This window comes from Achromobacter sp. GW823-FHT04E03, from assembly GCF_058796095.1.
The window spans coordinates 544,933-570,401 of the sequence record NZ_JBXAIJ010000002.1 but is presented as its reverse complement, the minus strand read 5'-3'; the positions used below and the strand labels follow the sequence as shown (position 1 = coordinate 570,401).

Genomic DNA, 25,469 nt, shown 5'->3' with positions numbered 1-25,469 from the left:
CTCCGGTAAGTTCGTGTACCGACGCATTGTGCTCGTCCCCGCAAGAAATTTGATTTCTTTATGCAGTAAAAAATGGAAGTTAATTCCCTTACATGATTGTGATTAAATAATATTTCTTCTAGATCATTTTTTTGAAATTAATCATGCAAAACGCACAGATTTCCCTGCCAGAGCTGGATGATCTGGACCGGCGCATTCTTGAACAGTTACAAGAAGACAGCTCGCTGACCAACCAAGAGCTGGCGCAACGCGTGCATGCCTCGCCTCCGACCTGCCTGCGGCGGGTGCGGCGGCTGGTGGATGAAGGGGTGATAGACAGGCAGGTGGCCATCCTGGCGGCGGAAAAGCTGGGCAGCACGCTGACCGCCATCGTCGAGATCACGCTGGACGTGCAGGCGGCTGAGAGCCTGGACGCGTTCGAGCAAAGCATGCTGGCCGAGTCCGCGGTGCTGCAGTGCTACCGGGTATCGCCCGGGCCGGATTTCGTGGTGATCGCGCAGGTGAAGGACATGCCGGCCTATCACGCGCTGGTGCACCGCGCTTTCACCGCGCAGGCCAACGTGCGCAATGTGCGCACGTTCTTCTCGGTGCATCGCGCCAAGTTCGAGACCCGGATAGACCTGCGGACCTGAGGCAGGTCGGATCAGCGGCGGGCGATCAGGCGCTCGAACTGCGCTAGGTAGCGGTTGCCCATCTTCTGCACGTCGTGCTCGTCTCGCACGTAGGCATAGGCGCGCTCGGTGACTTCCTGGCGGAAGGCCGCGTCGTCCAGGCAGCGCGCCATGCCCTGCGCCATGGCCTGGAAATCACCCACGGCGCACAGCACGCCGCGTCCGTCGGCCAGGCTTTCCTTCAGGCCGCCAGCATCGGTGGACACCACAGGCACGCGTTGCAGGAAAGCATCCAGCACGCTGCTGCCCAGGGCCTCTTCCTCGGAGCTCATGACGAACACGTCGAGGATGCTGTAGAAATCTTCCACGCCCTTGCGAAAGCCGGCGAAGCGATAGACGTCCTCGATGCCGAGCTTGCGCGCCTCATCCTTGGCCTGCTGCTCGCGGTCGCCGCCGGCGCCGAAGTGCAGGAACACGAAGTCGCGGCGCGTCTTGGCCAATTCGGCCACGGCGCGCACCAGCGTGACCGGGTCCTTGTCGCGGATCAGCGCGGCCGACGTGGCCATGACCTTCCTGCCGGCCAGATCGAATTCCCGCACCAGCTGGGCGACATTCTCGGTGTCGATCTGGTGCGGCTCGACGGCGCTGCGGATGATGACGGGCTCGATCCCCAGGCGGCGCGGCTCGCCGGCGGCCATCTCGCTGATCGCCACGAACAGGTCGGCGTGGCGCCACTTGAAGCCGGTCTTCCATTCGTCGCCGGGTTTGACCACGAAGGACGTGCGGCGGGAAAACGCCACCGGCCGGCGGTGCAGCCATTTGGTGAGGACCGCCCAGGTGATGGTGTTGGCGGTCTGGGCATGAACTATGTCGTAGCGGCCGGCGCCGGCCAGGAAGGCCAGCTGCCCCGGCACGTTGCGGCAGGTATGGGCCACGAAGCCCTCCTGGCGCGCGCGCTCGGCCAAGGGCGCGCCTTCGCGGCACATCACTTCGACGTCGTGGCCAGCCTTGCGGAATGCGCGCATGCAGTACAGCGTCTGCCGTTCGCCGCCGCGCCAGCCCTTCTCGAAGTTCAGTTGCAGGATCTTCATGCGCGGCCGATGCCCGAGTACTCGAAGCCCAGGCCGCGCACGTCCGCGGGCGTGTAGAGATTGCGGCCGTCGATGATAAGCGGAGTCTTGAGCAGGGCTTTGACGCGATCGAAGTCGGGCGCGCGGAAGACCTTCCATTCGGTCGCGATCAGGAGCGCATCGGCGCCGTCCAGCGCGTCGTACATGTCGGTGGCGAAGCTGATGCCGGGCTTGCCGGCCAGCGCGCGCGCGGCCTCGTGCATGGCGACGGGGTCATAGGCGCGCACCTCGGCGCCGCGGCGCGTCAGTTCGGCGATGACTGTCAGGCTGGGCGCTTCGCGCATGTCATCGGTGTTGGGCTTGAAGGACAGGCCCCACAGCGCGATCTTGCGGCCCTTGAGGTCTTCGCCGAAACGCGCCACCAGTTTTTCGGACAGGCGGAATTTCTGCGCGTGGTTGGCAGCCTCGGCGGCCTCGATGACGCGCATGGGCAAGGCGTTCTCGGCGGCTGTGTTGACCAGCGCCTGCACGTCCTTGGGGAAGCAGGAGCCGCCGTAGCCCGCGCCGGGATACAGGAAGTGATAGCCGATGCGCGGGTCGGCGCCGATGCCGCGGCGCACTTGTTCGATATCCGCGCCCAGGGCTTCAGCCAGGTTCGCCATTTCGTTCATGAAGGAAATGCGCGTGGCCAGCATGGCGTTGGCGGCGTACTTGGTCAGCTCGGCCGAACGCACGTCCATCACCATCAGGCGGTCGTGGGTGCGTTGGAAGGGCTCGTAGATGCGACGCATGACGCCGATGGTGTAGTCGTCGTCCGCGCCGACCACGACCCGGTCCGGGCTCATGAAGTCGTTGATGGCGGCGCCTTCCTTCAGGAACTCGGGGTTGGACGCCACGCTGAAGGGGATGTCCACGCCGCGTGCGGCCAATTCACGCGCCACGACATCGCGCACCTTGTCGGCCGTGCCCACCGGCACGGTGGACTTGTCCACGATGAGCTTGCGCGACGTCATGTGGCGAGCGATGTTCTGGGCGGCGGCCAGCACGTATTTCAGGTCGGCCGAACCGTCCTCGCCGGGCGGGGTGCCGACGGCGATGAACTGCACGTCGCCGAAAGCCACGCTCTGCGCGACGTCGTCGGTGAAATGCAGGCGGCCCGCCTGCACGTTGCGGCGCACCAGGTCTTCGAGGCCCGGCTCATAGATGGGAATGCCGCCCTGGCGCAAGAGGGCGATCTTCGCCGCGTCCACGTCCAGACACATGACGTCGTTGCCCATGTCGGCCAGGCACGCCCCCGACACCAACCCCACGTAACCGGTACCCACGACCGTGATCTTCATGCCTGAACGCCTTCAAAATAGGTAATCGTTGCGCCAGATGACTCAATCCGGCGCCGGCCGTCATTATAGAAGCGGCCGGGGGCCCAAGCCCGCCGGCGCCACAATGGCGGCCTCGCGGGACCGCCCTAGGGCCGCAACTTGCTGAAGCGAACCGTATTGACCACCACCGCCAGCCCGGCGCAGATGGTCCCCAGCACCAGCGCCAGGCCAGGGCCATGGGCCAGGCTGATGCTGAACGCGATCGCGACCAGCGCCGTGCCGAAGCTCTGGCCGAAGACCCGGGTGGTGGCCTGCAGGCCGCCCGCCGCGCCGCTACGCGAACGGGGCGCGGCCGACAGCATGGCGCGGTTGTTGGGCGTCTGGAAGAAGCCGAAGCCCATCCCCGCCACGAACATGCCCGCGATGATGGGCCAGTTCGACACCGTGGCCGGCAGCGCCGCCAGCCACAGCATGCCGACCACCATCGCCGCCGCGCCCATGCCGCTGAGCGTGGCGGCCGAATAGCGGTCGGACAGCCGCCCCGCGAGCGGGGCGATGATGGCGGTGCCCACGGGCCAGGCGCCCATCAGCATGCCCACCTCCAGATACGGCCGCCCCAGCACCTGCTGGAAATAGAACGGCAGGGACACGTAGGACGCCATCTGCGCGGCGAAGGTGCAGGCCGAGGCGCCTACCGCAAAGGCCAGCGGACGGATGCGCAGCAGATCCACCGGCACCAGCGGCGCTGGCTGCTTGCCCACGCGCCGCACCAGAACCAGGCCGATGACCGTGGCGATCGCCACCAGGCCGATGCCGCGCAGCAGGTCCATGCCCATCATGTCCACGCCCGAAATGAAGACGCCCAGGGTCAGCATGCACAGCAGCGCGCTGATCCAGTCCAGCTTCACGTTGTTGCGCGGTACTTCCGGCAGATGCCGCAGGCCCAGCATCGTCAGCGCGCAGATCGGCAGGTTGACGGCGAAGATCCAGGGCCAGGGCGCCACCGACAGGATGGCCGAACCGATGGTCGGTCCCAGCACCGACATGATGGCCACGGTGGTGGCGTTGATGCTTATCCCGCGCCCCAGCAGCTTCAACGGGTAGATGTTGCGCACCAGTCCGCCGAACATGCACATGAGCGACGCCGCGCCTATGCCCTGGAACACCCGCGCCGCGGTCAGCTGCCACAGCGTGCCGGCCAGGGCGCAGCCCAGCGAGGCCAGGGTGAACAGCATCAGGCCGAAGGTGAACATGCGGCGAAAGCCGATGCGCTCGGCCAGCGCCGACAAGGGCAGCAGCATCATCACCACCGCCAGGTTGTAGGCGTTCACGATCCAGACCGCCTGGGCAGGCGACGCGTTGAGGTCGACGGCGATCGTGGGCAGCGCCACGTTGGCGATGGTGGTATCCAGAACCGACAGGCTGATGCCTGTCATCACGGTGGCCGCCGCCCAGTAACGGCGCGGCGTCGGCAGGCCGTCGGGCGGCGCGGGCTTGGCGCCGTTGGCCGGCGCCTCTCCGCTCTGCCCCGTCACGATTTCTTGACCGGGCGCTGCCATCCGTCGACGGTGACCTGCTTGGCGCGCGACACCGTCAGTTTCTCGGCCGGCGCGTCGCGGGTCAGGGTGGTGCCTGCGCCCAGCGTGGCGCCGCGGCCGACGCGCACCGGCGCCACCAGTTGCGTGTCCGAGCCGATGAAGGCGTCGTCCTCGATGACGGTGCGGTGCTTGTTCACGCCGTCATAGTTGCAGGTGATGGTGCCCGCGCCCACGTTCACGCGCGCGCCGATGTCGGCGTCGCCGATGTAGGCCAGGTGGTTGGCCTTGCTGTCCTCGCCCAGCACGCTCTTCTTGATCTCGACGAAGTTGCCGACGTGGCTGCGGTCGCCGAGTTCGGCGCCCGGACGCAGACGGGCGTAGGGGCCGACGCGCGCATCGCGGCCGACCTGCGCCTGCTGCAGATGGCTATAGGCCTCGATGTGCGTGCCCGGGCCAACGCTGACGTCGCGCAGCACGCAGTGCGGGCCCACGCGCACGCCGTCGGCCAGCGACACCTGGCCTTCGAACACGCAGCCCACGTCGATGAACACGTCGCGTCCGCAGGTGAGCGAGCCGCGCACGTCAAAGCGCGCGGGGTCGGCCAGCGTGACGCCGGCTTCCAGCTGGCGGCGAGCCTGCTCGGCCTGCCAGCGGCGCTCCAGTTCGGCCTGCTGCACGCGGCTGTTCACGCCCAGCGTTTCCCAGGACGCACCGGGCTGGGCCGCGCCCACCGGCACGCCGTCGACCACCGCCAGGCCGACCACGTCGGTCAGGTAGTACTCGCCCTGGGCGTTGTTGTTGTCGATGCGGGACAGCCAGTCCTTCAGCTTCGCGGTCGGCGCGCTGAGGATGCCGGTGTTCACTTCCTTGATCTCGCGCTCGGAGTCCGAGGCGTCCTTGTGTTCAACGATGCGGCACACGTTGCCGCTGGCGTCGCGCACGATGCGGCCGTAGCCGGTGGAATCCGCCAGCACCTCGGTCAGCACGGCGGCGCCAGTGCCGCGCGCGTCCAACAGGCGCTGCAGGGTCTCGGGCTGCACCAGCGGCACGTCGCCGTACAGCACCAGGGTCACGTCGTCCTTGCCATCGCCTTCAAGCAGCAGCGGCACGGCCTGCTGCACGGCGTGGCCGGTGCCTTGCTGCGGCTGCTGCAACACGAAGTGCAGGTCCGCCTGGCCTTCGTAGGCCTGTTTGACGCGGTCCGCACCGTGGCCGACCACAACGATGATGCGCGCCGGCTTCAGTTGGCGCGCGCTGTCCAGCACGTGGCCCAGCATCGGCTTGCCAGCCAGCGTGTGCAGAACTTTGGGGAGATCGGACTGCATGCGTTTACCCAGTCCGGCGGCAAGAATTACTACGTTAAGCATAGGTTCCAGTATGTTGAGTGGCGGTCGAGAGGCCTTGCGGCCGTCTCGCCCGACGATTTAAAGAGAGGACCGACGCTAGTTGGCGTCCGGTCCGGTTTTCTTGGCGGCCTTGCGGGGCGCGGCGGACTTGCGGGCCGCCGGTTTGGACGCCTTGGCTGCGGGCGCGGCCGCGGCCTTGGATTCGCCCGGCTTGGGTTTGGCCGCGGCATCGGCGCCAGGAGCTGCAGGTGCCGCCGGCATGGAAGCCGCAGTGGCAGCGGCGATCTGGTTGAACTGCTGCTGCAGCAGGTCCCACCAGGCCTTGGAAGCGGATTGCGCCGCGGCGCCCATTTGTTCGCTCATGCCCGGCGCGGCGGATTGCTGCTGCCCTGCGGGCTCTTCGCCCTTGGCCTTGCCGCTTTCGGCGGCAGGGCTGGAGGCCGTCGCCTTGGCCGCGGACTTGGGGCCGGGCTTCAAGCCCAGCACGACTTCCAGCGGCGAAGCCGCGCCGCTGTCCTGGAAGGCGCCCATGTCCAGATTGGCGGCGCTGTCCACGAAGGCGCGCAGCGTGCTGATGGTGGAGCGTTGGACTTCCATGCCCTGGATCGTGCTGGACAGCATGGACAGGTTCATGCGCAGCCAGTTTTCCACGGAGCGGAGTTCCGCGATGCGGCGGTCCAGGTCTTCCAGGTTCATCGGGGGAGCCATGGGCAGGCTGCTGGCCAGGCCTCCAGGTCCGGTCAGGCCCGCCCAGGCCTGGCGCATCATTTCCATGCTGGCCAGGAGCGGGTTGCCCGACAGGTCGGAATGCTGGCCCATGCCGGGCAGAACGAACGGGTTCGTGTGTTGGTCGCTCATTCCTGGTCTCCCCTAAGACAGATGTCGCCGGCAGGCGGGATCATCCGCGCAGCAGCTGATTGTTCTCCACGCGCACATGATCGCCCGACGCAAAAGCGAACGGCTGCGCGCTGCGGAATTGGCGCGTGCTGCCGTCATTCATGCGCACCGTGAGTTCATAGTGCGTCACCGTTTGTTGCTGTCTGATATTACGCTCAACTTCACGGCCTGCCAAAGCGCCGCCCACCGCGCCCAGCACGGTCAGGGCCGTCTTGCCGCTGCCGCCGCCGAACTGGTTGCCCACGACGCCGCCGACCACGCCGCCGCCGATGGTGCCGATGAGGTGGTCGCTATTGTCCTTGACGGGTACCTGCACTTGTCGGACCGATTCCACCACGCCGCAGGTGGCGCAGGCTTGCGGCGCTGGCGATTGGGGCGCGGGGCGCTGGGCGGGAGCCGGCGCCTGGGCCTGAGCCTGGGGACGCGGCGCAGCGGACGCCTGCGCCCCTTGCGCGGGCGCGGGCGGCACGGCGGCCTGCGGCGCGGGCGCCAGGTTGGCGTCTTCGGGACCGGCCTCGACCACGGGTTCGTCGGCATGCGGGTTGGCCGAAGGCGAGGGCAGCCAGCCCATCACGGCGGCCACGCCCACCGTACACATGACGATGACGGCGATCGCCGCGGCAGCGACCAGGGGATGGATGGCGCGGCGCGCAGATTCAATTTTGGCGGATGTATTCATGACGATGCTCCATCGTTACTAACCGGCAGTGGTATAGCACCCAGGCACGGTTTCGGCGTGTTGCGATGGTGACGCTTCTTTGCAGGACGCGGGCCGGTGGACAGCCATTCCCATTCGTGGACAATAGGCGGATGGATCCCATTACCCTGCCCCAGCTCGAACAGGCCATCAACTACTGGCGCAATATTTCGCCGTCGGTGGGCGACGAATCCCGCCTGTGTCCCGAGGCTGCCGCGCTGGCCACCCCTTACGCGCTCATGATCATGGCGCACCGGCGCGAGATCCCTGCCGCAGAACTGAGCGAGCCGGCCCGCGCCGCGCTTGCCGGCTGGGCCGCCGCCGGCAAGTAAGCCAGCACGGCCGCCTGATCAGCCCTTGAGCAGGGCCTTGATATCCTGCGTCAGGGCTTCCACCCCGATGTTGTTGTTGGCCAGCACGCGCGATTCGCCCTTGCCGTCCAGCAGGTAGAACGCGGCCGTGTGGTCCATGGTGTAGCTGCCGTCCTTGGTCGGCGCCTTGGCGTAATAGGCCTTGAAGGATGCGGCGGCCTTCTTTACCTGGTCCGGCGTGCCGGTCAGCCCCAGGAAGCGCGGATCGAAGGCGGTGACGTACTGTTTGAGGACCTCGGGCGTATCGCGCTCGGGATCCACCGAAATCAGCAGCACCTGGACGCGGTCGGCGTCCGGCCCCAGCTTCTTCATGACTTCGGTCAGCTCGGCCAGCGAGGTCGGGCACACGTCCGGACACTGCGTGAAGCCAAAGAACACGACCACCACCTTGCCGGCGAAATCGGACAGCTGGCGCGTCTTGCCGTTGTAATCGACCAGCTCCATGCCGCGACCCAATTGGGTGCCGCTGATGTCGCTGCCCTTGAATACGGGCGCGCTGTCGCCGCAGGCGGCCAGGGCGGCGGTGAAAGCAGCGGCTGCGCCCAGGCGCAGGACCAGCCGGCGGCTGGTGGAAAACACGGACATCGACAACCTCCAGGGGATCAGCGCAGCAGGCCGACCCAGTGGTCCACCAGCAGGGCGCCGAACAGCAGCGCCAGGTAGAGAATGGAAAAACGGAACATGCTGCGCGCCAGCTCGTCGCTGTAGGCGCGATAGAGCCGCCATGCATAGGAGACGAACATGCCGCCCAGCACCAGCGCGGCAACCAGGTAGAGTTCGCCGCTCATGCGGATGGCATAGGGCAACAGCGTGGTGGCGACCAGCGCAACGCTGTACAAGAGGATGTGCAGGCGCGTGAACTGGTTGCCGTGCGTGACCGGCAGCATCGGCAGCCCGGCCTTGGCGTAATCGTGGTTGCGGTAAAGCGCCAGCGCCCAGAAGTGCGGCGGCGTCCAGATGAAGATGATCAGCACCAGGATCCAGGCCTCGGCCGGCACCGAATCCGCCACGGTCGCCCAACCGAGCGCGGGCGGCATGGCGCCCGACAGGCCGCCGATGACGATGTTCTGCGGCGTACGCGGCTTCAGGATGACGGTATAGATGACGGCGTAACCCACGAAGGTGGCGAAGGTCAGCCACATGGTCAGCGGGTTGACCAGGTGATACAGCACGAACATGCCGGCGCCGCCCAGCAGGCCGGACATGCTCAGCACCTGGAAAGCCGAAATCGTGCCGCGCGCCGTGCCGCGGCGCGCGGTACGCAGCATGCGGGCGTCGATTTCCTGTTCGATCAGGCAATTGATGGCGAAAGCGGCCGCGGCCAGCAGCCAGATGCCCAGGGTGCCGAACAGCACGCGGCGCATGTCCGGAATGCCGGGCGCCGCCAGGAACATGCCGATCACGGCGCAAAACACCGCCAACTGCGTCACACGCGGCTTGGTGAGGACGAAATACTGGCGGAACAATCCGGGCTGGGGAGCGGCAATACTGGTCATAGTGGGCCCTATTTTAAACGCGCACCGAATTGGGGCCGTAGCCCCCGGCGGGCGCACGTCCAGCTGTGGACAAACGCACCATCAACACCACCGCGGCCAGGGTCAGGCCGGCGGCGCCTCCATTGTGCAGCACCGCGATCAACAGCGGCCACTGGAAAAAGATCGTGGTCAAGCCGGTCAGCAGCTGCGCGCCCAGCAGCGCCAGCATCAGCGTGGCCGGTCCGCGCAAGCCGGGCTCGGCGCGCAGGCGCCAGGCCAGTATGCCCAGGTACAGGAACACCACGAAGGCAAAATTGCGGTGGACCCAGTGGATCGCGGTCAGCGCCGGCTGGGAAATCATCTCGCCCGATGGCAATTCGCCCAAGGCCCGGATGATCGAATAGCCGCCATGGAAATCCATTTCCGGCACCCAGGCTCCGTGGCACATGGGGAAATCCATGCAGGCCAGCGCGGCGTAATTGGTGCTGACCCAACCGCCCAGGGTCACCTGCACCAGCAGCAGCGCAAACCCCCCGGCCACCCAGGGTTTCCAGCGTGCGGCCGCAGCCGCCACGGCCAGGTGCGGACGCTCGCGCGCCGACAGCCAGGTCATCAGCGCCAGCACCGACAGGCCGAACACCAGGTGCGCGGTCACGACAACGGGCATCAGCTTGTGGGTCACGGTCCAGGCGCCGAACGCGCCCTGCACGCAAACCGCAATCAGCGTCACGACGGCCAACTTGGGCGAACGGCCCAGCTGGCCGCGGTAACGCCACGCCATGTAGACGATGCCGATGATCAGCATGCCCAGGATGGTGCCGACATAGCGGTGGATCATTTCGATCCAGGCCTTGGACAAGGTGACCGGGCCGAAAGGCATGGCCTGCGATGCCTCGTGGATGTCGCCCATCGCGCCCAGCGGCGTCACGCTGCCGTAGCAGCCGGGCCAATCGGGGCAACCCAGGCCGGAATCCGTCAACCGCACGAAAGCGCCGAACATGATGAGGTCCAGCGTCAGGAACCAGGTAAAGAAAACAAGCTTGCGATAACGCGCTTTGATGCGTTCGATTTCCATAAACATCCAATCTGCAACGCCGCGCGCGATGCGCGCGACGCATTGAAACCATGCCAGCCCGAGGCTCAGCCTATTCTCGAGCTGTAGACCAGCTTGCTGATGTCCTTGCGCACCTTCACGCCATCGGCCTCGGCAGGGTACTGCATCATCAGGTTGCCCAGCGGGTCGATCACCCAGATCGGCGCCTCCAGCCCGGGCTGGCCCGCCGCAGTATCGCGCGCCAGCAGGAACCGCGCCAATTGGTCTGGATTGGCGCGCACCATGACCGTGCCTTTGTAGGCTTCCAGCACCTTGTCCGGCACGGGCGCATCGTCGGTGATGAACCAGACGCGCGCCAGCCGGTCAACGTTCTTGCCCTGGCTGGCATGGCTGTTGCGCGCGATGAAGAGCTTGCGGGCGCAGCTTTCCGGGCAGGCGCCGCCATCGGCGGCCACCAGCAACCATTTGCCCTTCAGGCTCTGCAGGTCGAAGGGCTGGCCGTCCAGCGTGGTCAGGCGCAACTCCGCGGCCGCGGGCATGGGCCGCTGCGGATTCAGGAGCGCGCCGTAATTGCTGGACTCATCGGGCCACCATTGCGGATTCATGTAGACCACGACCGCCGCGACGATGGGTGCGAGCGAGCACAGGAACACCAGCAGCATCGGCATCAGGGAGCGCTTGCGTGCGGGCTTGGTAGAGGAAAGGTCGCGAGCCACTGTGTATCCTGTCGTCTTGCGGGTTAAGAGTCGGCGTCCCGGTCAGGCGCCCGGCGCGTTCTGCGCGCGCCGCATGCGCCGGATGGCGCCCCCCAGCACCACCAGCCATGCGACGGCGGCAATCGAGGCAAAAGCAAACCACTGTACGGCATAGGACGTGTTCTGCTGAAAGTCCACGGACGGCTGCGGCCAGTCGCGCACCAGGCCATCGTCCGCGTTGCCCGCGGCCTGCGACAGCACCGTGGGCAGCAGGGCCAGGCCGGTGGATTTGGCGTATGCGTCCAGCGGCAGGTTCTGCACCTGCGGCAAGACGCCGCCCGCCACGGGCAGCGAGGCCGGCAAGGCGGACTGCTCCGACCCTCCCAGCGACCAGATCTCGAACAGACGCGGCACGCGAGGCGACAGCTCGCCCGTCACCGTCTGCGGCCCTTCGGGCGTGACGGGCAGCGGCGGCTGCGAGGGGCCCTGGCCCTGAACCCCCATGACGCGCGGAATCCAGCCGCGCAGCACCAGTACGGCGCGGCGCGCATCGGCGTCCAGCAGCAGCGGCGTGGCCAGCCAATAGCCGGGCTTGCCGTCATGGTTGCGGTTGTCCAGCAGTACACTGAATTGCGGCAGCCAGACCCCGGTAGCCTGGGCCGAACGCCAGGCAGTCATATCGGCGGGGTCGGTAGCCGGGCTCAAGGGCAGCGGCGCTTGCTTGCGGCCCGCTTCGATAGCGGCCAGAATGGCGCGTCGCTCATCGCCGCGGCGCAATTGCCATTGCCCCAGCGATGCCAGGATGACCACGGCGGCACCCAGCAACAGCAAGGCGGCTACCGTGTATCGGGTTGAATGCGGTCGGGCCATATTTCTACAATAACTACTCTGATTCGTCCGGAGACCACCATGCGCGTTTTCGTCGTCCTGGCCTTTATCGGGATTCTGGCCAGCCTGGCATCGGCCCTGGTCTACCTGATGCGGGACAAGGGAACCACCAGCCGAACGGTCAACGCGCTGACGGTGCGCATCGGATTATCGGTGGCCCTGTTCCTGTTCGTGCTGTTCGCCCATCACATGGGCTGGATCGAAAGCACAGGCCTTAGATAGGCATACGGGCCGCGGGTTCCCGCAAGTGCACGATCGCAGATGAGTAAAACGCGCCAGTTCTCGCACAAGAACTGGCGCGCTTCATTGGTTCCGCGTAACGATCAGAACCAGTACACGAACAGGTACAGGCCCAGCCACACCACGTCCACGAAGTGCCAGTACCAGGCGGCGCCTTCGAAACCGAAGTGATGGTCGGCCGTGAAATGCCCGCGGATCAGGCGGATCAGAATGACCGTCAGCATGGTGGCGCCCAGCAGCACGTGGAAGCCGTGGAAGCCCGTCAGCATGTAGAACAGCGACCCGTAGGCGCCCGAATTGAACTTCAGGTTCAGTTCGGTATAGGCGTGGTGGTATTCGTAAGCCTGACAGGCCACGAAGACGAAGCCCAGGACCACGGTGGCCAGCAGCCAGAAGATGGTCTTGCCGCGATGGTTTTCGCGCAGCGCATGGTGGGCAATGGTCAGCGTGACGCCGGAGCTCAGCAGCAGCGCCGTGTTGATGGTGGGCAGCCAGAACGGACCGACGGTCTGGAAGTGCTCGACCACGCCCGCAGGACCGAAGTTCGGCCACACGGCCTGGAAGTCGGGCCACAGCATCAGGCGGTGGTCCATGTCGCCCAGCCACGGCGTGGTGATGGTGCGCGTGTACCAGAGGGCGCCGAAGAACGCCGCGAAGAACATGACTTCCGAGAAGATGAACCAGCTCATGCCCCAACGGTAGGAACCGTCGATGCGCTTGCTGTTCAGGCCGATCTCGGATTCGTGGATGGCGTCGCCAAACCAGTAGTACAACACCACGATCAAACCGATGAAGCCCGCCAGCAGGGTCCATTTGGCCCAGCTGACGCCGTTGATCCAGGCCGCGGCGCTCAGGCCCATGAACAGCAGCGCCACAGCCGTACGCACGGGATGACCCGAGTCGGCGGGCACGAAGTAATACGGTGCCTCTTTACCTTGAACCGAGTGGCTTGCACTCATGGCTTTCTCCCTGGTACAGATTTATAGAATTAAGTGATTCAAGTCAGGCTGGAAACGGCCCAACGCACAATTAATACCAGCACAGTAACGAAGATAGCCGCTGCCAGCAGCCCCGCCACGATCACATGGACCGGGTTGAGCTTGGCGACGTCTTCCCGATGGCCCGCCCCCTTGCGCACGCCGAAGAACCCCCACGCCACCGCCTTCATCGTCTGAAGGAAACTCAGCTTGCGCTGGGAGGTTTCGCGCAGGTCGTCGCTCATGGCCCGCGCCTAACTGACAGCGACGCCCGACAGCAGGGCCGAGCCGCGCAGCACGGTCCAGGCAAACACGGCAATGACGAATGCCAGCAGGACCAGACCTGCGATCTTGTTGCGGCGGCGCTGCTCGGGTGTCATTGCTGTGCTACCTGAAACATGAAAGGCTGCCTTACTTCACTTCGGGCGGAGTTTCGAACGTATGGAACGGCGCCGGCGACGGCACGGTCCATTCCAGGCCTTCGGCGCCTTCCCACGGCTTGGCCGCGGCGGGTTCGCCCTTGCCCATGTAGCAACGCACCATCGCCCACAGGAAGATCAGCTGCGACAGGCCGAACCAGAATGCGCCGATGGTGGCCATCTGGTGGAACGTCGTGAACTGGCCCGCGTAGTCGGCGTAGCGGCGCGGCATGCCTGCCAGGCCCAGGAAGTGCATCGGGAAGAAGGTGACGTTGAACGAGATCAGCGTCGACCAGAAGTGCAGCTTGCCCAGCTTTTCGCTGTACATGCGGCCCGTCCACTTGGGCACCCAGTAGTAGGCGCCGGCGAAGAGAGCAAACAACGAGCCCGCCACCAGCACGTAGTGGAAGTGCGCGACCACGTAGTAGGTGTCGTGGACCTGGATGTCGATCGGGGCCACCGACAGGATCAGGCCGGTGAAACCGCCCATGGTGAACACGAAGATGAAGCCGATCGAGAACAGCATGGGGGTCTCGAACGTCATGGAGCCGCGCCACATGGTGGCGACCCAGTTGAACACCTTCACCCCGGTCGGGATGGAGATGAGCATGGTGGCGTACATGAAGTAGAGCTGACCCGTGACCGGCATGCCGGTGGTGAACATGTGGTGCGCCCACACGATGAAGGACAGCACGGCGATGGAAGCCGTCGCGTAAACCATCGAGGCGTAGCCGAACAGCTTCTTGCGGGCGAACGCGGGCACGATGGCCGACACGATACCGAACGCCGGCAAGATCATGATGTAGACCTCGGGGTGCCCGAAGAACCAGAACACGTGCTGGTACAGCACCGGGTCGCCGCCAGCGGCCGCGTTGAAGAAGCCCGTGCCGAAATGACGGTCGGTCAGCACCATGGTGATGGCAGCGGCCAGCACCGGCATCACGGCCAGCAGCAGGAAGGCGGTGATCAGCCAGGTCCAGCAGAACAGCGGCATCTTCATCAGCGTCAGGCCGGGCGCGCGCATGTTCAGGATCGTGACGATGATGTTGATCGCGCCCATGATGGACGAGGCGCCCATGATGTGCAGCGCGAAGATCGCCAGGTCCATGCCGGGGCCCATCTGCAGCGACAGCGGCGCGTACAGCGTCCAGCCGGCCGCGGTGGCGCCGCCGGGCACGAAGAACGAGGCGGTCAGCATGATCGCGGCCACCGGCAGCAGCCAGAAGCTGAAGTTGTTCATGCGGGCGAACGCCATGTCGGAGGCGCCGATCTGCATCGGGATCATCCAGTTGGCGAAGCCCACGAAGGCCGGCATGACCGCGCCGAACACCATGACGAGGCCGTGCATGGTGGTGAACTGGTTGAAGAGTTCGGGGCGGAAGAACTGCAGGCCCGGCTCGAAGAGCTCGGTGCGCAGCAGCAGTGCCAGCGTGCCGCCTTCCAGCAGCATGACGAACGAGAAGATGAGATACATCGTCCCGATGTCTTTGTGGTTCGTGGCGAAAAGCCAGCGGCGCCAGCCGGTGGGGATGGCGTGGTGGTGGTCATCGTGACCGTGGCCGTGGCCCGGCGACACGTGGTCTACAGTGACGCTGCTCATGATGGACTCCTTCCTGCTGAGTGCCGGGCCCGATCGACGGGGCCGGCAGGGTATCTCTAACTAAACGGAACCGGTTCTGCGAGGGTGTGCCGAGGCGCGCGCAATCAGCGCGCAGCCTGCACGTCCTTCGGTAGAACCGTCGGGTCCTGCCCCTTGCCTGCATTGCTCCAGGCATGGCGCGTATAGCTGATGACCGCTGCGATTTCGACATCGTTGAGCTGCCCGCCGAATGCCGCCATCGCGGTGCCGGGCTTGCCCTTCAGCACGGTGTTGATCTGTTCGGCCTTCGGGCCCAGAACAACCTTGTCTCCGTCGAGCGGGGGGAAACTGCCCGGGATGCCCTTGCCGTTGGCCTGGTGACAGGCAACGCAATTCGCCGCGAAAACCTTTTCGCCGCGGGCAACCAGTTCGGCTTCCGTCCACTCTTTATTGGGATCGTCGGCGTTTGCCGCCATCTTCTTCTTTTGGTCTTCAACCCACTTGTCGTAGTCGGCCTGCGCCATGACTTCCACGACGATGGGCATGAACGCGTGATCCTTGCCGCACAGTTCCGCGCACTGGCCGCGGTAGATACCGGGCTTGTCGGCGTTGAACCAGGTGTCGCGCAGGAAGCCGGGGATGGCGTCCTGCTTCACGCCGAAGTCCGGAATCATCCACGAGTGGATGACGTCGGCTGCGGTCAGCACGATGCGGACCTTCTTGTTCGCCGGGACGACCAGATGATTGTCCACTTCCATCAGGTAGAACTCGCCCTTGGGTTCGCGGTTCTCGATCTGAGCGCGCGGGGTCGAGAGCGTGGAGAGGAACTTGATGCCGGTGGCCGAGCCGTCGAGGTACTCGTAGCCCCACTTCCATTGGTAGCCGGTGACCTTCACGGTGAGGTCGGCGCTGGAAGTGTCTTTCATCGCAACCACCGTCTTGGTGGCCGGCAGCGCCATGGCGATGACGATGATGAACGGGATGACGGTCCAGGCGACTTCCACGCCCAGATGTTCATGGAAGGTCGCGGCCTTGTGGCCACGCGATTTGCGGTGCGCCCAGATGGAGTAGAACATCACTCCGAAGACGCCGATGAAGATCACGATACAGATCGTGAGCAGCATCCAATGCAACCACATGATGTCGCGCGAAATTGCCGTGACACCTTCATGCAGGTTGAGCTGATTGACCTTCGGGCCGCCGGGCATGTCTTGCACCTGAGCACCTGCCACGCTGCCAATCAGCATCGCACAAGCCCCCAGTATCCCTCTCCACTTCTTCATGCTTACCTCGAAACACGGCGCGAAGGTCCGTTCGCTAGTGGCGGAAGTCGCCGGAACCGGGCAACGCGCAATTATTAGATGGTAGGGCGTGACGGGGAGATAGAGCGGCCCCTGTCGTTCCCACTCGAAATCACAAAGAAACTGGCGGATTATAGCGGACGCGCAAACAGATGTAAGTTAGTGCCCTTGAATTCATCCGGCCCGCCCCCATCTGGCCGCGCCCCTTGACCACGCGCCGTAAACAGGGTGGCATAAAATCGTCGGCAACATCATCACCACGGTTTCACGATGCCCAAGCAGTTGTCCGACTTGTACGCCGACCTGCGCGCCCGCGCGCAAGAGCCCGCCCCGGAAGGCGCGCGCGCTTTATATATAGCGGGGCGTCGCTGCGGCTGGGCCACGCATGCGGCGTGCGATGCATTGCGCGATGCGCCCGGCATCGCAACGGACGGCGCGAGCCTGCGCATCGGCGCGGACCTGCAGCCCGGCGCAAACCTGAACGGCGTGCTTGAACAGGCCGCGCAACTGTTGCGCCAAGCCAACTGCCTACGCGGCTGGCGCGACGAATTGCTGGATGTTCTGGACGGCGACGAGCCGCTGGGCGTGATCGAACGCGCGGCGGTGCGGCCGCTGGGCCTGCTCACCAAGGCCGTGCACCTGAACGCATGGACGCCGGACGGCCGCCTGTGGGTAGCGCGCCGCGCGCTCAGCAAATCCACCGATCCCGGTATGTGGGACACCTTGGTCGGCGGCTTGGCCGGCAGCCGCGAGGACCTGGAACTGGCGCTGGTGCGCGAATGCGGCGAAGAGGCGGGGCTGGACGCGCCCGACCTGACGCAGCGTTCGCCCCTGCGCACCATTCTGCGTATCCATCGCCGCCTGCCCGAGGGCTATCAGGTCGAGGATGTCCTGACCAGCACCTGCGTGCTTGCGGCTGACGTGCGCCCCGCCAACCGGGACGGCGAGGTGATGGAGATCGCCACCATCGACGCGGCCACGGCCGTGCGCCAGGTGGCGGAAGGCGAATTCACGCTTGAGGCAGCGCTGGTGATCGTCGAAGACATCATGCAGCGCCGCGCGGCCGGCGAGATCCCGGCCTGAGCCTCGAGGGCAGCCCCGCCCCCCTGAATCAACGTGGAACGATGCCCGGCTCGCCCAACGCCGGGTTGTCCGTGACGTTGCCGGCGAGATTCCCGGGGAGGTCGCTTGCAGGCGGCGCATCCGCCCCCGCGGCCTCGCGCGCCGCTTGGGTATCAGTGCCGGACGCCGCGCCCGCCGCTTCCGCGGCTTCGGCGGCCTGCGCCGGGCTGGGCGCCGACGCCGGCGCGGGGACCGGAGCGGGCGCGGCATTGGCCTGCGAAAACTGCTTCCACACTTCGATCGCGCGCAGGCGTTGCTTGGCCACGACCTGGATGCGTTCGCGCAGATGCTCGTCGCGCGCCAGCAGGGCGTGGAAATCGCGCGAGGACAGCATCAGCAGCTTGCTGTAGCCCAGCGACGTCACCTCGGGCATCAGCTGCTCTTCACCGAGCAGGCCAAGTTCGCCGAAGAATTCGCCGCTGCCCAGTTCGATCATGGTGTTGTCCGGCAGATGCACTGCCACGGCGCCCGAAGCCACGAAACACATCTCTTCGCCATGGCGGCCCTTGGTCAGCACGCGCTGGTCCGGCAACGCCAGTCGCGGCTTGAGCAGCTTGCTGATGGCCCGCAAGGAATCGGCGGACAGGCCTTCGAACAGCGGCACGCGTTTGATCAGGTCGGCCGCGCTCATTTCGATGTCCAGCGGCGGGTGCTTGTCGATGTGGGCCCAGCGGCTCTTCAACTGCGCCATCAGGTCGGCGTAGACCTCGCCGCTGATCAGGAACTGCTCAAGCATGTCGCGGTAACGGATGCGCTCCATTTCGCGGGCCACGCGGCCCAGGTAGCTTTCCTGCAGCCACTGGGCGTAGGACGGATATTGCAGGTTCAGGGCCTGCATGGCGTTTTCGATCAGGTCCAGGCGGCGCTGGTGCAGGGACACGATGCGCTGCGTGGCTTCCTCGCCCAGCAGGGGGGTGATCTGTTCGCGCGCGAAGGCAATCAGGCGCTGCGCGACCGACCGCTTGCTCATCAGGTTGGCGAAGCGCTGGCCCAGTTCGCGCGCCAGCCAGCCCTGGAAGCCGAACAGGTAATGCAGGCGCAAGGCCAGCCGGAAACCGGTGGAATAGCGCACGTCGGCGACGATGGCGCGCTCAAAGCCCGGAATGCCCCCCAGCCGGATCGCGTCCTCCAGCCGTTCGGCCCGCGCCAGCAAGGTTTCGGCCATGCGCCAGTCCACGATCTGCGCCTTCAGGATGTCGAAGAACATTTCCTCTTCGCGCTGCGCCACGATGGCCAGTCCCACCGCCACGCGCTGGTCGTCCGTCATCTGGCTGACCTGGCCGTCGTGCACGCTGGTCAGGCTGGCGTCGAACACGGCGCGGATGCGGTCGCGGACCTCGGTGCCGATATGCTCGGTCTTGGCGACTTCTTCGGTCTTGCCCTGCAGGTCTTCCAGCGCCACGGCCAGGGCCTGGTTGCGGATGGTGCGCTCCACCGGGGACAACTGGTTCAGGCCCAGCATGCGGATCAGCGGCCGCAGGCTGATGCCGTTGATGAACAAGGTCAGCAGCACGTAGCTGGTGGTGGCCACCGCGATGAACTGGCGCGCCTCTTCGGCCACCCCGGTCTGCTCCGTCACGGCCAGCGCCAGCGCCAGCGAGACGGCGCCGCGCAGGCCGCCCCACAGCATGACGACCTTATAAGGATTGCTGACCTTGGTCCCCAGCCGGGTCAGCCCCAGCAAGGGCAGCAGGCCGAAGACCACAATTGCGCGCGCCACCAGCGTGGCAACGAACACCACCGCCACCAGCGCCAGTTCCTGCCAGTCGGCGGCCGCCATCAGCTTGGGAATCAGCATGGCCGCGAACAGGAAGATCAGCGAGTTGGCCCAGAAGCCGAACTGCTCCCAGGCGCTGGACAAGTATTCGAACGTGGTGGGCGACATGCGCGTGCGGCCGGTGGAGCCCACCACCAGGCCGGCGATCACGGTGGCGACCACGCCCGACACGTTCAGGTAGTGCTCGGAAATGAAGAAGGACAGATAGGCCAGCGTCAGGGTCAGCGTGATTTCCGCGGTGGGAAAGCCGCGCAGCCAGGCGAACAGGAAGCAAGCCAGCCGGCCCATGGCGAAACCCGCCACGCCGCCGCCGATGAAGTGCACGATGAAGTCGTTGAAGATGCCGCTGGCGGTAAGTTCGCCATGGCCGCCCAGCACGGCCAACAGCACGGAGTACAAGGCAATGGAGGCCGCGTCGTTGAAGAGGCTTTCGCCTTCGACCAGCGTGGTCAGGCGCTTGGGCGCGCCCACTTCGCGGAAGATGCCCACCACCGCCACGGGGTCGGTGGTGGCGACGATGGCGCCCAGCAGCAGGCAGACCACCAACCCGTAGGGCGAAATGGCATCCAGCGTGACCCCGACCACCACGGTGCAGACGACCACGGCCACGATCGCCATCATGAGGATAGGGCCGATGTCGTCCATCAGGCGCCGCACGTTCATGGACAACGCGGTCTCGAACAGGAGCACCGGCAGGAACACCATCAGGAAGGTTTCGGACGAAATCTCGAAGCGTTCCAGCGAATCCAGGAAGTCACCGATCCAGCTGGGCGCCCAGCCGTGAACGTGCACGATGATGCCGAGCAGACAGCCGACAATGGCCAGCAGCACCGAATAGGGCAGCTTGAGGCGGCCGGCCAGGGGCGGCATGAAGCAGACCAGCGTCAGCAGACCTGCCAGGCCGAATACGAGAAAACCTACATCCATGTTCTGTGGGCGGAGCTTATGTGAAGTTCCACAAGAATAGCGGCTTTTTCCTCCGGGACCGGCGCAGGAACTGCCAGGAATCGAGGAGAATGCACGTTTCGTTACCCCAATGCGGACAAGCGATACGCGTCGCGCCATGTTTTTTGGGTAATGTGGAATCGCACAAACTTTGCAGGAGCGGCACTTGGCCCGGATCCATTCCCTGACCCGGCGCGACGATGCGCCCGCCATGCTGGTCCAGCTGACCGACAGCCATCTGTTTGGCGAACCTGAAACCTCGATGCTGGGCGTCAACACGGACGCCAGCCTGCGCGCGGTGCTGCGCCAGATCGAGGCGGACGGCAAGCACCCCGATCTGCTGCTGGCGACCGGCGACATGTCCCAGGACGGCGAGGCCGCGGCCTATCGCCGGCTGGCGCGCGTCCTGTCCGAGGCGCCCGCCCTGGCGCAGGCCAGCATCCGCTGCCTGCCAGGCAACCATGACCTGCCGGCCGTGATGCGCCAGGAACTGCCGCAATGGTCGGTTCCGGTGACGGACGTGGGCGCCTGGCGCGTGGTCGCGCTGGACACCACCGTGCCCGGTTCCAACGCCGGCCATCTGCCCGCGAGCCAGCTCGATCTGCTGGAGGCCGCGCTGGCCGAAGCTCCGGGCCGCCACACGCTGATCGCCATGCATCACAACCCCATGCAGATCGACAGCCACTGGCACGATTCGATGATGATCGACAACCCCCAGGCCCTGTTCAAGCTGTTGACGCGCTGGCCGCAGGTCCGCGTGCTGCTGTGGGGCCATGTGCACCACGAGTTCGACCGCCGCCGCCACAATCTGCGCATGCTGGCCACGCCCTCGACCTGCTTCCAGTTCAGCATCCGCGACGGCAAGCATGTGGTGGACAACATGGCGCCCGGCTACCGCTGGATCAAGCTGTACCAGGACGGTTCGATGGCAACGGGCGTGCGGCGCGTGCAGGACGCGCTGTGGCATGGCGCCAGGACGGCCGCGGACAACGCCCAGGCGGCCTAGCCAGGCCGCGCCTCTTGCTTCGTCAGCGCACGGCGTTTGCCGCTTGAGTCGACTGCAAGCGCGAACCGGACGCGCATAAAAAACGGGGCACCAGATATGCATGGTGCCCCGCAAGCATCCGTCTCATAGGGGAGGGGAAAGAGGAGAAGCCGAGACGGATGACAAGACTGCTAACCGAAGTTCGCGGTCTACATGAAGTTAGGCGGTGCGATCCTCATTAAGTTTCTCGCGCCGCGCAAAATTTCAGCCCAAATTTGTATCAATTTATTCATGTGCGGCCGCGGCCCACCAGAAAAGCAAAAGGGCCGCTGATCGCGGCCCTTCGCATGGTTCGGCAACCGCCTCAAGAGACAAGATTGCCGCGCATCTTCTTCAGGGCGGCCGCTTCGATCTGGCGGATGCGCTCGGCCGACACGCCGAACTCCTGGGCCAGTTCGTGCAGCGTGGCGCCGCCGTCGTCCTGCAGCCAGCGGGCTTCGACGATGCGGCGCGAACGCGGATCCAGCGCTTGCAGCGCGTCGGTCAGGCCAGCGCTTTGCAACTGGTCGCGGGCGGCGCGTTCCAGCACCCGGGTGGGTTCCTGGCGGCCCTCGTCGGACAGGTAGGCGATGGGCGCGTAGCTGTCGTCGTCATCGTCCTGGTTTTCAAGCGACATGTCGCGGCCGGACAGGCGCACTTCCATTTCGCTCACGTCTTCGCGGCGCACGTTCAGTTCGCGCGCGATGTGGTCGACCTGTTCCGGATCCAGCGTCTGGCCGTCGGGGCGCATGCTGCGCAGGTTGAAGAACAGCTTGCGCTGGGCCTTGGTGGTCGCGACCTTCACCAGGCGCCAGTTGCGGATGATGTATTCGTGGATTTCAGCCTTGATCCAGTGCACGGCGAATGACACCAGGCGCACGCCGCGCTCGGGGTCGAAACGCTTGACGGCCTTCATCAGGCCGACGTTGCCTTCCTGGATGAGGTCGGCATGCGGCAATCCATAGCCCAGGTACTGGCGCGCCACCGACACCACCAGGCGCAGGTGCGACAGAATCAGTTCGCGCGCGGCGCCCAGGTCTTCCTGGTCGCGCAGGCGGCGGCCAAGCTCGGTTTCACGTTCCGCGGACAGGACCGGCAGGCGGTTGACCGAGGAGATATAAGCGTCGATCGTGCCAAGTGCGCCCGGATTGGCAATGGCCAACGCCAGGGCGTTGCCGGAAGCGGCCAACGAGGTACTGGGTTGCTTCATAGCGGGGGTCTCCGGATGGCGAAGGGATAACGACATGGATTCGATGTTAGCACTCTAGTATTGGGAGTGCTAATTCGACTATTGCGGCGCGTCAAAGTTTCATTCGTCGCATTATGTCCCCGTTTATTTTTTTAGAGTGGGGCGCCGCCGTGGGCAACCGAGCGCTGGCGGCAGATGGCCAGCCCCTGAATCCGGGCGCGGCCGCGGCTTGTCCTACCAACCCAGGCGCTTCAAGCCTTCGGCCGTAGCCTCGCCGTCGGGCCGCACGAACAGCGCCCCGCGCGGATCCATCAGCACCTGGTAGCGGGCGCCGTCGAACAGCGGCATGTACGCAGCGCTGCCAAATTGGACATCGACGAACGGGAACCAGTTCGGGAAATTCTTCTTCAACGATGCCAGGTCCGGCGCCGGCCAGTCATCCAGCGCGTGGACCGAGCGCGTGGCGGAGGCCTCGCGCGCGGCATCGCTATAACGGCCCGACAGGCGCTCCAGCCGGTATAGCGGCGGCACGCCGGCCATCAGCGCCGGCAGCCGCCAGCGCACGACCCGGGCATCGATCTGCCACTGGTCCCCATAGAGGACATACTGCCTGGTGCCCGTGCCAGGCGCGCTGGCGCTGACCTGGAACTGGCCGTCGGCCACCTGGCGCACTTCAACATGCGCCACCGGCTCGTCGGTCGTCAGGCGGAAGAATTGCACCAGCGAAAGGGCCAGAAGGCCCGACACGCATCCCAGCAGCACCAGCATCAGGCCGAACAGGCGGCGCACCGGCCGGAACTGGAACACCCTGCGGCCGCGCTCGTCGCGCGGGCCGCCGCGGCCCAGCAGCATGACGATGCCCGGCAGCAGGACGACGACGGCGCCCAGCAGTATCCAGACGAAGGGAGCGATTCCGTTGATCAAATCAGGCGTTCCTATTGAGCACAGACCGCAGGCGGCGCGCCGGGGCGCGCAAGCAGCCTGCCGCGGCAGGCCCGCCAGTATAGAAGCGCGCCCTCAGGGCGCCGGTTTTCCAAGCCGCTCGACGTGAAACCGGATGTGATCCTCGATGAACGTCGAGATGAAGTAGTAGCCGTGGTCATAGCCCGGGTGGCGCCGCAGGTCCAGCGGCTGGCCCGCAGCGGCGCAGGCGGCCTCGAATACCTCGGGATACAACTGTGCGGCCAGGAATTGGTCCGACTCGCCCTGGTCGATCAGGATGCCGGCGGGAAACGGGTTGGTGGCGCCGCGCATCAGCGCGGACGCGTCGTAAGCGGCCCAGTCCTCTGTCTTGTCGCCCAGATAGGCGCCGAACGCCTTCTTGCCCCAGGGGCATTGGCTGGGCGCGGCGATGGGCGCAAATGCCGACACCGAGCGGAACTTGCCGGGGTTGCGCAGCGCGAGCACCAGCGCGCCATGGCCGCCCATGGAATGGCCGAAGATGCCGGTGCGCGACGCGTCGCCGGGCAGGGCCTCGCCCGTGACGATGCCGTGCAGTTCCTGCGTCACGTAGCTGTACATGCGATAGTGGTCCCGCCAGGCGGGGGTGGTGGCGTCCAGGTAGAAGCCCGCGCCCGTGCCCAGGTCCCAGCTTTCGTCCTCGCCAGCCACGTTGGCGCCGCGCGGGCTGGTATCCGGGGCGACCAGCATGACACCGAGTTCCGCAGCCAGCCGCTGGGCGCCCGCCTTGATCATGAAGGTCTCTTCCGTGCAGGTCAGGCCGGCCAGATAAAACAGCACCGGGACCGGACCGTCTTCGGCCTGCGGCGGAATGTAGACGGAGAAGCGCATGGGCAGGCCGATCTCCGCGGACTCGTGGCGGTAATAGCGCTGCCAGCCGCCGAAGCAGCGATGCTGCGAAATGAGTTCCAGGGCGACTGCCATTGCTTTCCTCCGATCGGAATGATGCGAAAAAAACGTCTCGCGGATTAGGGGATATCCACGGTACGACGTTCCGTCGCCGAATGTTAACCTGGGCTTTATAGGGTACGAACGACAGAAAAAAAGCGATTTCCTGCCCTGACCATGATCACGGGACTTGACCAGCGCCCACCGTGGCACTATTTATATACCGTGAGCGAAGACAACCCGTTCTTCCAAATACGCAAGTCCTGACACTATGGCCCGTCTGCCCCGTCTGTACGCCCCTGGGCTGCCCCAACTGGTGCAGGCCAACTTCATCCAGCCGCTGGCGGCGCCGTCGCAACCCGCGCCGGCCGACATACTGAATCAACTGGCCACGTGGCTGGGCGAATCCGCCCAACGCCACCGAGTCTCGGTTCACGGCTGGCTGCTTGCCAACGACCGCATCCTGCTGCTGGCCACGCCCGCCGACGAGGAAGGCCTGCCGCGCCTGATGCAGACGCTGGGCCGCAACCTGGCGGCGCGCTTGCGCGGCGGCCGGGTCTTCGCCGGTCGCTACCGATCCGCCTTGCTGGAACCGGGCGCCTGGGTGCTGCCGTCGCTGGTCTGGCTCGAAACCTATCCGGTGCGCAGCGGCGCCTCGCAGGATCCCGATTCCTGGCCGTGGTCCTCCGCTTCCAGCCATACCGGCAACACCACCGCCGCGCCAGCGCAGTGGCAGTCGGACCACGCGGACTACTGGGCCTGTGGCAATACCCCGTTCGACCGCCAGGCCAATTACCGCAAGCGCTTGCAGGACGGTCTTTCGCGCGAGGAAACCCAGCGCATCGACCAGGCGGTCTCCGGACAATGGGCGCTGGGCGGTCCCGCTTTCATTGCCAGCCTGGCCCATACCGCCAGCCGCCGGGTTGCTCCCGGCCAGCGCGGACGTCCGCGCAAGAAGCCAGCCGCAGCGTCGTCCGATGCCGAACCCAGTTCTGCGCCGCCCACCACGACGCCCACGTCGACCTCTTCCTGATTACGAACCCGCCTGAACGGCGGGTTCTTCACTTTTGCGGGCCACGCCGTTCGG

26 protein-coding genes are annotated in these 25,469 nt (G+C 65.7%); 6 read left to right on the top strand and 20 right to left on the bottom strand.

Annotated features, from left to right (window positions below):
* The first annotated feature begins 143 nt into the window (after positions 1-143).
* Positions 144-632 carry an Lrp/AsnC family transcriptional regulator gene (locus tag AC1RHV_RS13980; protein WP_119449873.1) on the top strand — a complete coding sequence of 163 codons (489 nt, stop codon included), beginning with the start codon at positions 144-146 and terminating at the stop codon, positions 630-632.
* A gap of 11 nt (positions 633-643) precedes the next feature.
* Here the strand turns inward: AC1RHV_RS13980 and AC1RHV_RS13975 are convergent, their stop codons facing one another.
* The 6 genes from AC1RHV_RS13975 to AC1RHV_RS13950 all read right to left on the bottom strand — a co-directional run bounded on the left by AC1RHV_RS13975 (position 644) and on the right by AC1RHV_RS13950 (position 7,460).
* Entirely contained in the window at positions 644-1,702 is a 1,059-nt protein-coding gene (locus AC1RHV_RS13975) for a glycosyltransferase family 4 protein (RefSeq protein ID WP_054455428.1), read from the bottom strand.
* Complete coding sequence (locus AC1RHV_RS13970; RefSeq protein WP_054455429.1) at positions 1,699-3,021, bottom strand: UDP-glucose dehydrogenase family protein; 1,323 nt, start codon at positions 3,019-3,021, stop codon at positions 1,699-1,701. Before AC1RHV_RS13970 ends, AC1RHV_RS13975 begins: the two co-directional genes overlap by 4 nt.
* A 125-nt stretch (positions 3,022-3,146) precedes the next feature.
* On the bottom strand, positions 3,147-4,559 hold the full coding sequence (locus AC1RHV_RS13965; protein ID WP_119449872.1) for an MFS transporter: 1,413 nt from the start codon (positions 4,557-4,559) through the stop codon (positions 3,147-3,149).
* Positions 4,532-5,905: a bifunctional UDP-N-acetylglucosamine diphosphorylase/glucosamine-1-phosphate N-acetyltransferase GlmU gene (gene glmU, locus AC1RHV_RS13960; RefSeq protein ID WP_175161978.1), complete on the bottom strand. Its 1,374-nt coding sequence runs from the start codon at positions 5,903-5,905 to the stop codon at positions 4,532-4,534. Before glmU ends, AC1RHV_RS13965 begins: the two co-directional genes overlap by 28 nt.
* Before the next feature lie 75 nt (positions 5,906-5,980).
* Positions 5,981-6,742 (bottom strand): PhaM family polyhydroxyalkanoate granule multifunctional regulatory protein, encoded by a 762-nt coding sequence (locus tag AC1RHV_RS13955; protein ID WP_175212841.1) that lies wholly within the window; start codon positions 6,740-6,742, stop codon positions 5,981-5,983.
* Between the two features lie 40 nt (positions 6,743-6,782).
* Complete coding sequence (locus AC1RHV_RS13950) at positions 6,783-7,460, bottom strand: glycine zipper 2TM domain-containing protein (RefSeq protein ID WP_492301100.1); 678 nt, start codon at positions 7,458-7,460, stop codon at positions 6,783-6,785.
* Between the two features lie 131 nt (positions 7,461-7,591).
* Between AC1RHV_RS13950 and AC1RHV_RS13945 the strand changes: the two genes are divergently transcribed.
* Positions 7,592-7,810 (top strand): DUF3717 domain-containing protein, encoded by a 219-nt coding sequence (locus tag AC1RHV_RS13945; RefSeq protein ID WP_054455439.1) that lies wholly within the window; start codon positions 7,592-7,594, stop codon positions 7,808-7,810.
* Positions 7,811-7,828: 18 nt separating this feature from the next.
* On the opposite strand, the gene AC1RHV_RS13940 is transcribed toward AC1RHV_RS13945, so the two are convergent.
* The 5 genes from AC1RHV_RS13940 to AC1RHV_RS13920 form a co-directional block, all read right to left on the bottom strand.
* Positions 7,829-8,434: an SCO family protein gene (locus tag AC1RHV_RS13940; protein ID WP_119449869.1), complete on the bottom strand. Its 606-nt coding sequence runs from the start codon at positions 8,432-8,434 to the stop codon at positions 7,829-7,831.
* Between the two features lie 17 nt (positions 8,435-8,451).
* Complete coding sequence (cyoE, locus tag AC1RHV_RS13935) at positions 8,452-9,345, bottom strand: heme o synthase (protein ID WP_492301099.1); 894 nt, start codon at positions 9,343-9,345, stop codon at positions 8,452-8,454.
* A gap of 13 nt (positions 9,346-9,358) precedes the next feature.
* Positions 9,359-10,393 carry a COX15/CtaA family protein gene (locus tag AC1RHV_RS13930; protein WP_054455925.1) on the bottom strand — a complete coding sequence of 345 codons (1,035 nt, stop codon included), beginning with the start codon at positions 10,391-10,393 and terminating at the stop codon, positions 9,359-9,361.
* A 71-nt stretch (positions 10,394-10,464) separates the two neighbouring features.
* Positions 10,465-11,046, bottom strand: coding sequence for an SCO family protein (locus tag AC1RHV_RS13925; RefSeq protein ID WP_054455444.1), 582 nt, complete (start codon positions 11,044-11,046; stop codon positions 10,465-10,467).
* Between the two features lie 90 nt (positions 11,047-11,136).
* Positions 11,137-11,943: an SURF1 family protein gene (locus tag AC1RHV_RS13920; protein ID WP_054455446.1), complete on the bottom strand. Its 807-nt coding sequence runs from the start codon at positions 11,941-11,943 to the stop codon at positions 11,137-11,139.
* Positions 11,944-11,982: 39 nt separating this feature from the next.
* On the opposite strand from AC1RHV_RS13920, the gene AC1RHV_RS13915 reads away from it, so the two are divergent.
* Positions 11,983-12,183 (top strand): twin transmembrane helix small protein, encoded by a 201-nt coding sequence (locus AC1RHV_RS13915; RefSeq protein WP_006224570.1) that lies wholly within the window; start codon positions 11,983-11,985, stop codon positions 12,181-12,183.
* A 101-nt stretch (positions 12,184-12,284) separates the two neighbouring features.
* On the opposite strand, the gene AC1RHV_RS13910 is transcribed toward AC1RHV_RS13915, so the two are convergent.
* The 5 genes from AC1RHV_RS13910 to coxB all read right to left on the bottom strand — a co-directional run bounded on the left by AC1RHV_RS13910 (position 12,285) and on the right by coxB (position 16,459).
* Positions 12,285-13,160: a cytochrome c oxidase subunit 3 gene (locus tag AC1RHV_RS13910; RefSeq protein ID WP_042795688.1), complete on the bottom strand. Its 876-nt coding sequence runs from the start codon at positions 13,158-13,160 to the stop codon at positions 12,285-12,287.
* Between the two features lie 38 nt (positions 13,161-13,198).
* Positions 13,199-13,423: a DUF2970 domain-containing protein gene (locus AC1RHV_RS13905; protein ID WP_013390978.1), complete on the bottom strand. Its 225-nt coding sequence runs from the start codon at positions 13,421-13,423 to the stop codon at positions 13,199-13,201.
* A 9-nt stretch (positions 13,424-13,432) separates the two neighbouring features.
* Positions 13,433-13,558 (bottom strand): cytochrome oxidase small assembly protein, encoded by a 126-nt coding sequence (locus AC1RHV_RS13900; protein ID WP_013390977.1) that lies wholly within the window; start codon positions 13,556-13,558, stop codon positions 13,433-13,435.
* Positions 13,559-13,589: 31 nt separating this feature from the next.
* Complete coding sequence (gene ctaD / locus AC1RHV_RS13895) at positions 13,590-15,197, bottom strand: cytochrome c oxidase subunit I (RefSeq protein ID WP_054455447.1); 1,608 nt, start codon at positions 15,195-15,197, stop codon at positions 13,590-13,592.
* Positions 15,198-15,301: 104 nt separating this feature from the next.
* Positions 15,302-16,459 carry a cytochrome c oxidase subunit II gene (gene coxB / locus AC1RHV_RS13890; protein ID WP_054455449.1) on the bottom strand — a complete coding sequence of 386 codons (1,158 nt, stop codon included), beginning with the start codon at positions 16,457-16,459 and terminating at the stop codon, positions 15,302-15,304.
* Between the two features lie 288 nt (positions 16,460-16,747).
* Between coxB and AC1RHV_RS13885 the strand changes: the two genes are divergently transcribed.
* Positions 16,748-17,560 carry an NUDIX hydrolase gene (locus AC1RHV_RS13885; protein WP_054455451.1) on the top strand — a complete coding sequence of 271 codons (813 nt, stop codon included), beginning with the start codon at positions 16,748-16,750 and terminating at the stop codon, positions 17,558-17,560.
* A gap of 28 nt (positions 17,561-17,588) precedes the next feature.
* Here the strand turns inward: AC1RHV_RS13885 and AC1RHV_RS13880 are convergent, their stop codons facing one another.
* On the bottom strand, positions 17,589-20,303 hold the full coding sequence (locus tag AC1RHV_RS13880) for a cation:proton antiporter (protein ID WP_054455453.1): 2,715 nt from the start codon (positions 20,301-20,303) through the stop codon (positions 17,589-17,591).
* A gap of 184 nt (positions 20,304-20,487) precedes the next feature.
* On the opposite strand from AC1RHV_RS13880, the gene cpdA reads away from it, so the two are divergent.
* Positions 20,488-21,327 (top strand): 3',5'-cyclic-AMP phosphodiesterase, encoded by an 840-nt coding sequence (gene cpdA, locus AC1RHV_RS13875; RefSeq protein WP_054455455.1) that lies wholly within the window; start codon positions 20,488-20,490, stop codon positions 21,325-21,327.
* Positions 21,328-21,670: 343 nt separating this feature from the next.
* Here cpdA and rpoH read toward each other — a convergent pair whose 3' ends face one another.
* The 3 genes from rpoH to fghA form a co-directional block, all read right to left on the bottom strand.
* The gene (gene rpoH / locus AC1RHV_RS13870) at positions 21,671-22,555 is read right to left on the bottom strand and encodes an RNA polymerase sigma factor RpoH (RefSeq protein WP_492301096.1); all 885 of its coding nucleotides are present in this window, start codon (positions 22,553-22,555) and stop codon (positions 21,671-21,673) included.
* A 213-nt stretch (positions 22,556-22,768) separates the two neighbouring features.
* Complete coding sequence (locus tag AC1RHV_RS13865) at positions 22,769-23,458, bottom strand: hypothetical protein (RefSeq protein WP_054455459.1); 690 nt, start codon at positions 23,456-23,458, stop codon at positions 22,769-22,771.
* A 93-nt stretch (positions 23,459-23,551) separates the two neighbouring features.
* Positions 23,552-24,418, bottom strand: a complete 867-nt coding sequence (fghA, locus tag AC1RHV_RS13860; protein WP_125472879.1) for an S-formylglutathione hydrolase — start codon at positions 24,416-24,418, stop codon at positions 23,552-23,554.
* A gap of 235 nt (positions 24,419-24,653) precedes the next feature.
* Here fghA and AC1RHV_RS13855 point away from each other — a divergent pair, with 235 nt between their 5' ends.
* Positions 24,654-25,415, top strand: a complete 762-nt coding sequence (locus AC1RHV_RS13855) for a hypothetical protein (protein WP_119449865.1) — start codon at positions 24,654-24,656, stop codon at positions 25,413-25,415.
* Positions 25,416-25,469: the final 54 nt, after the last annotated feature.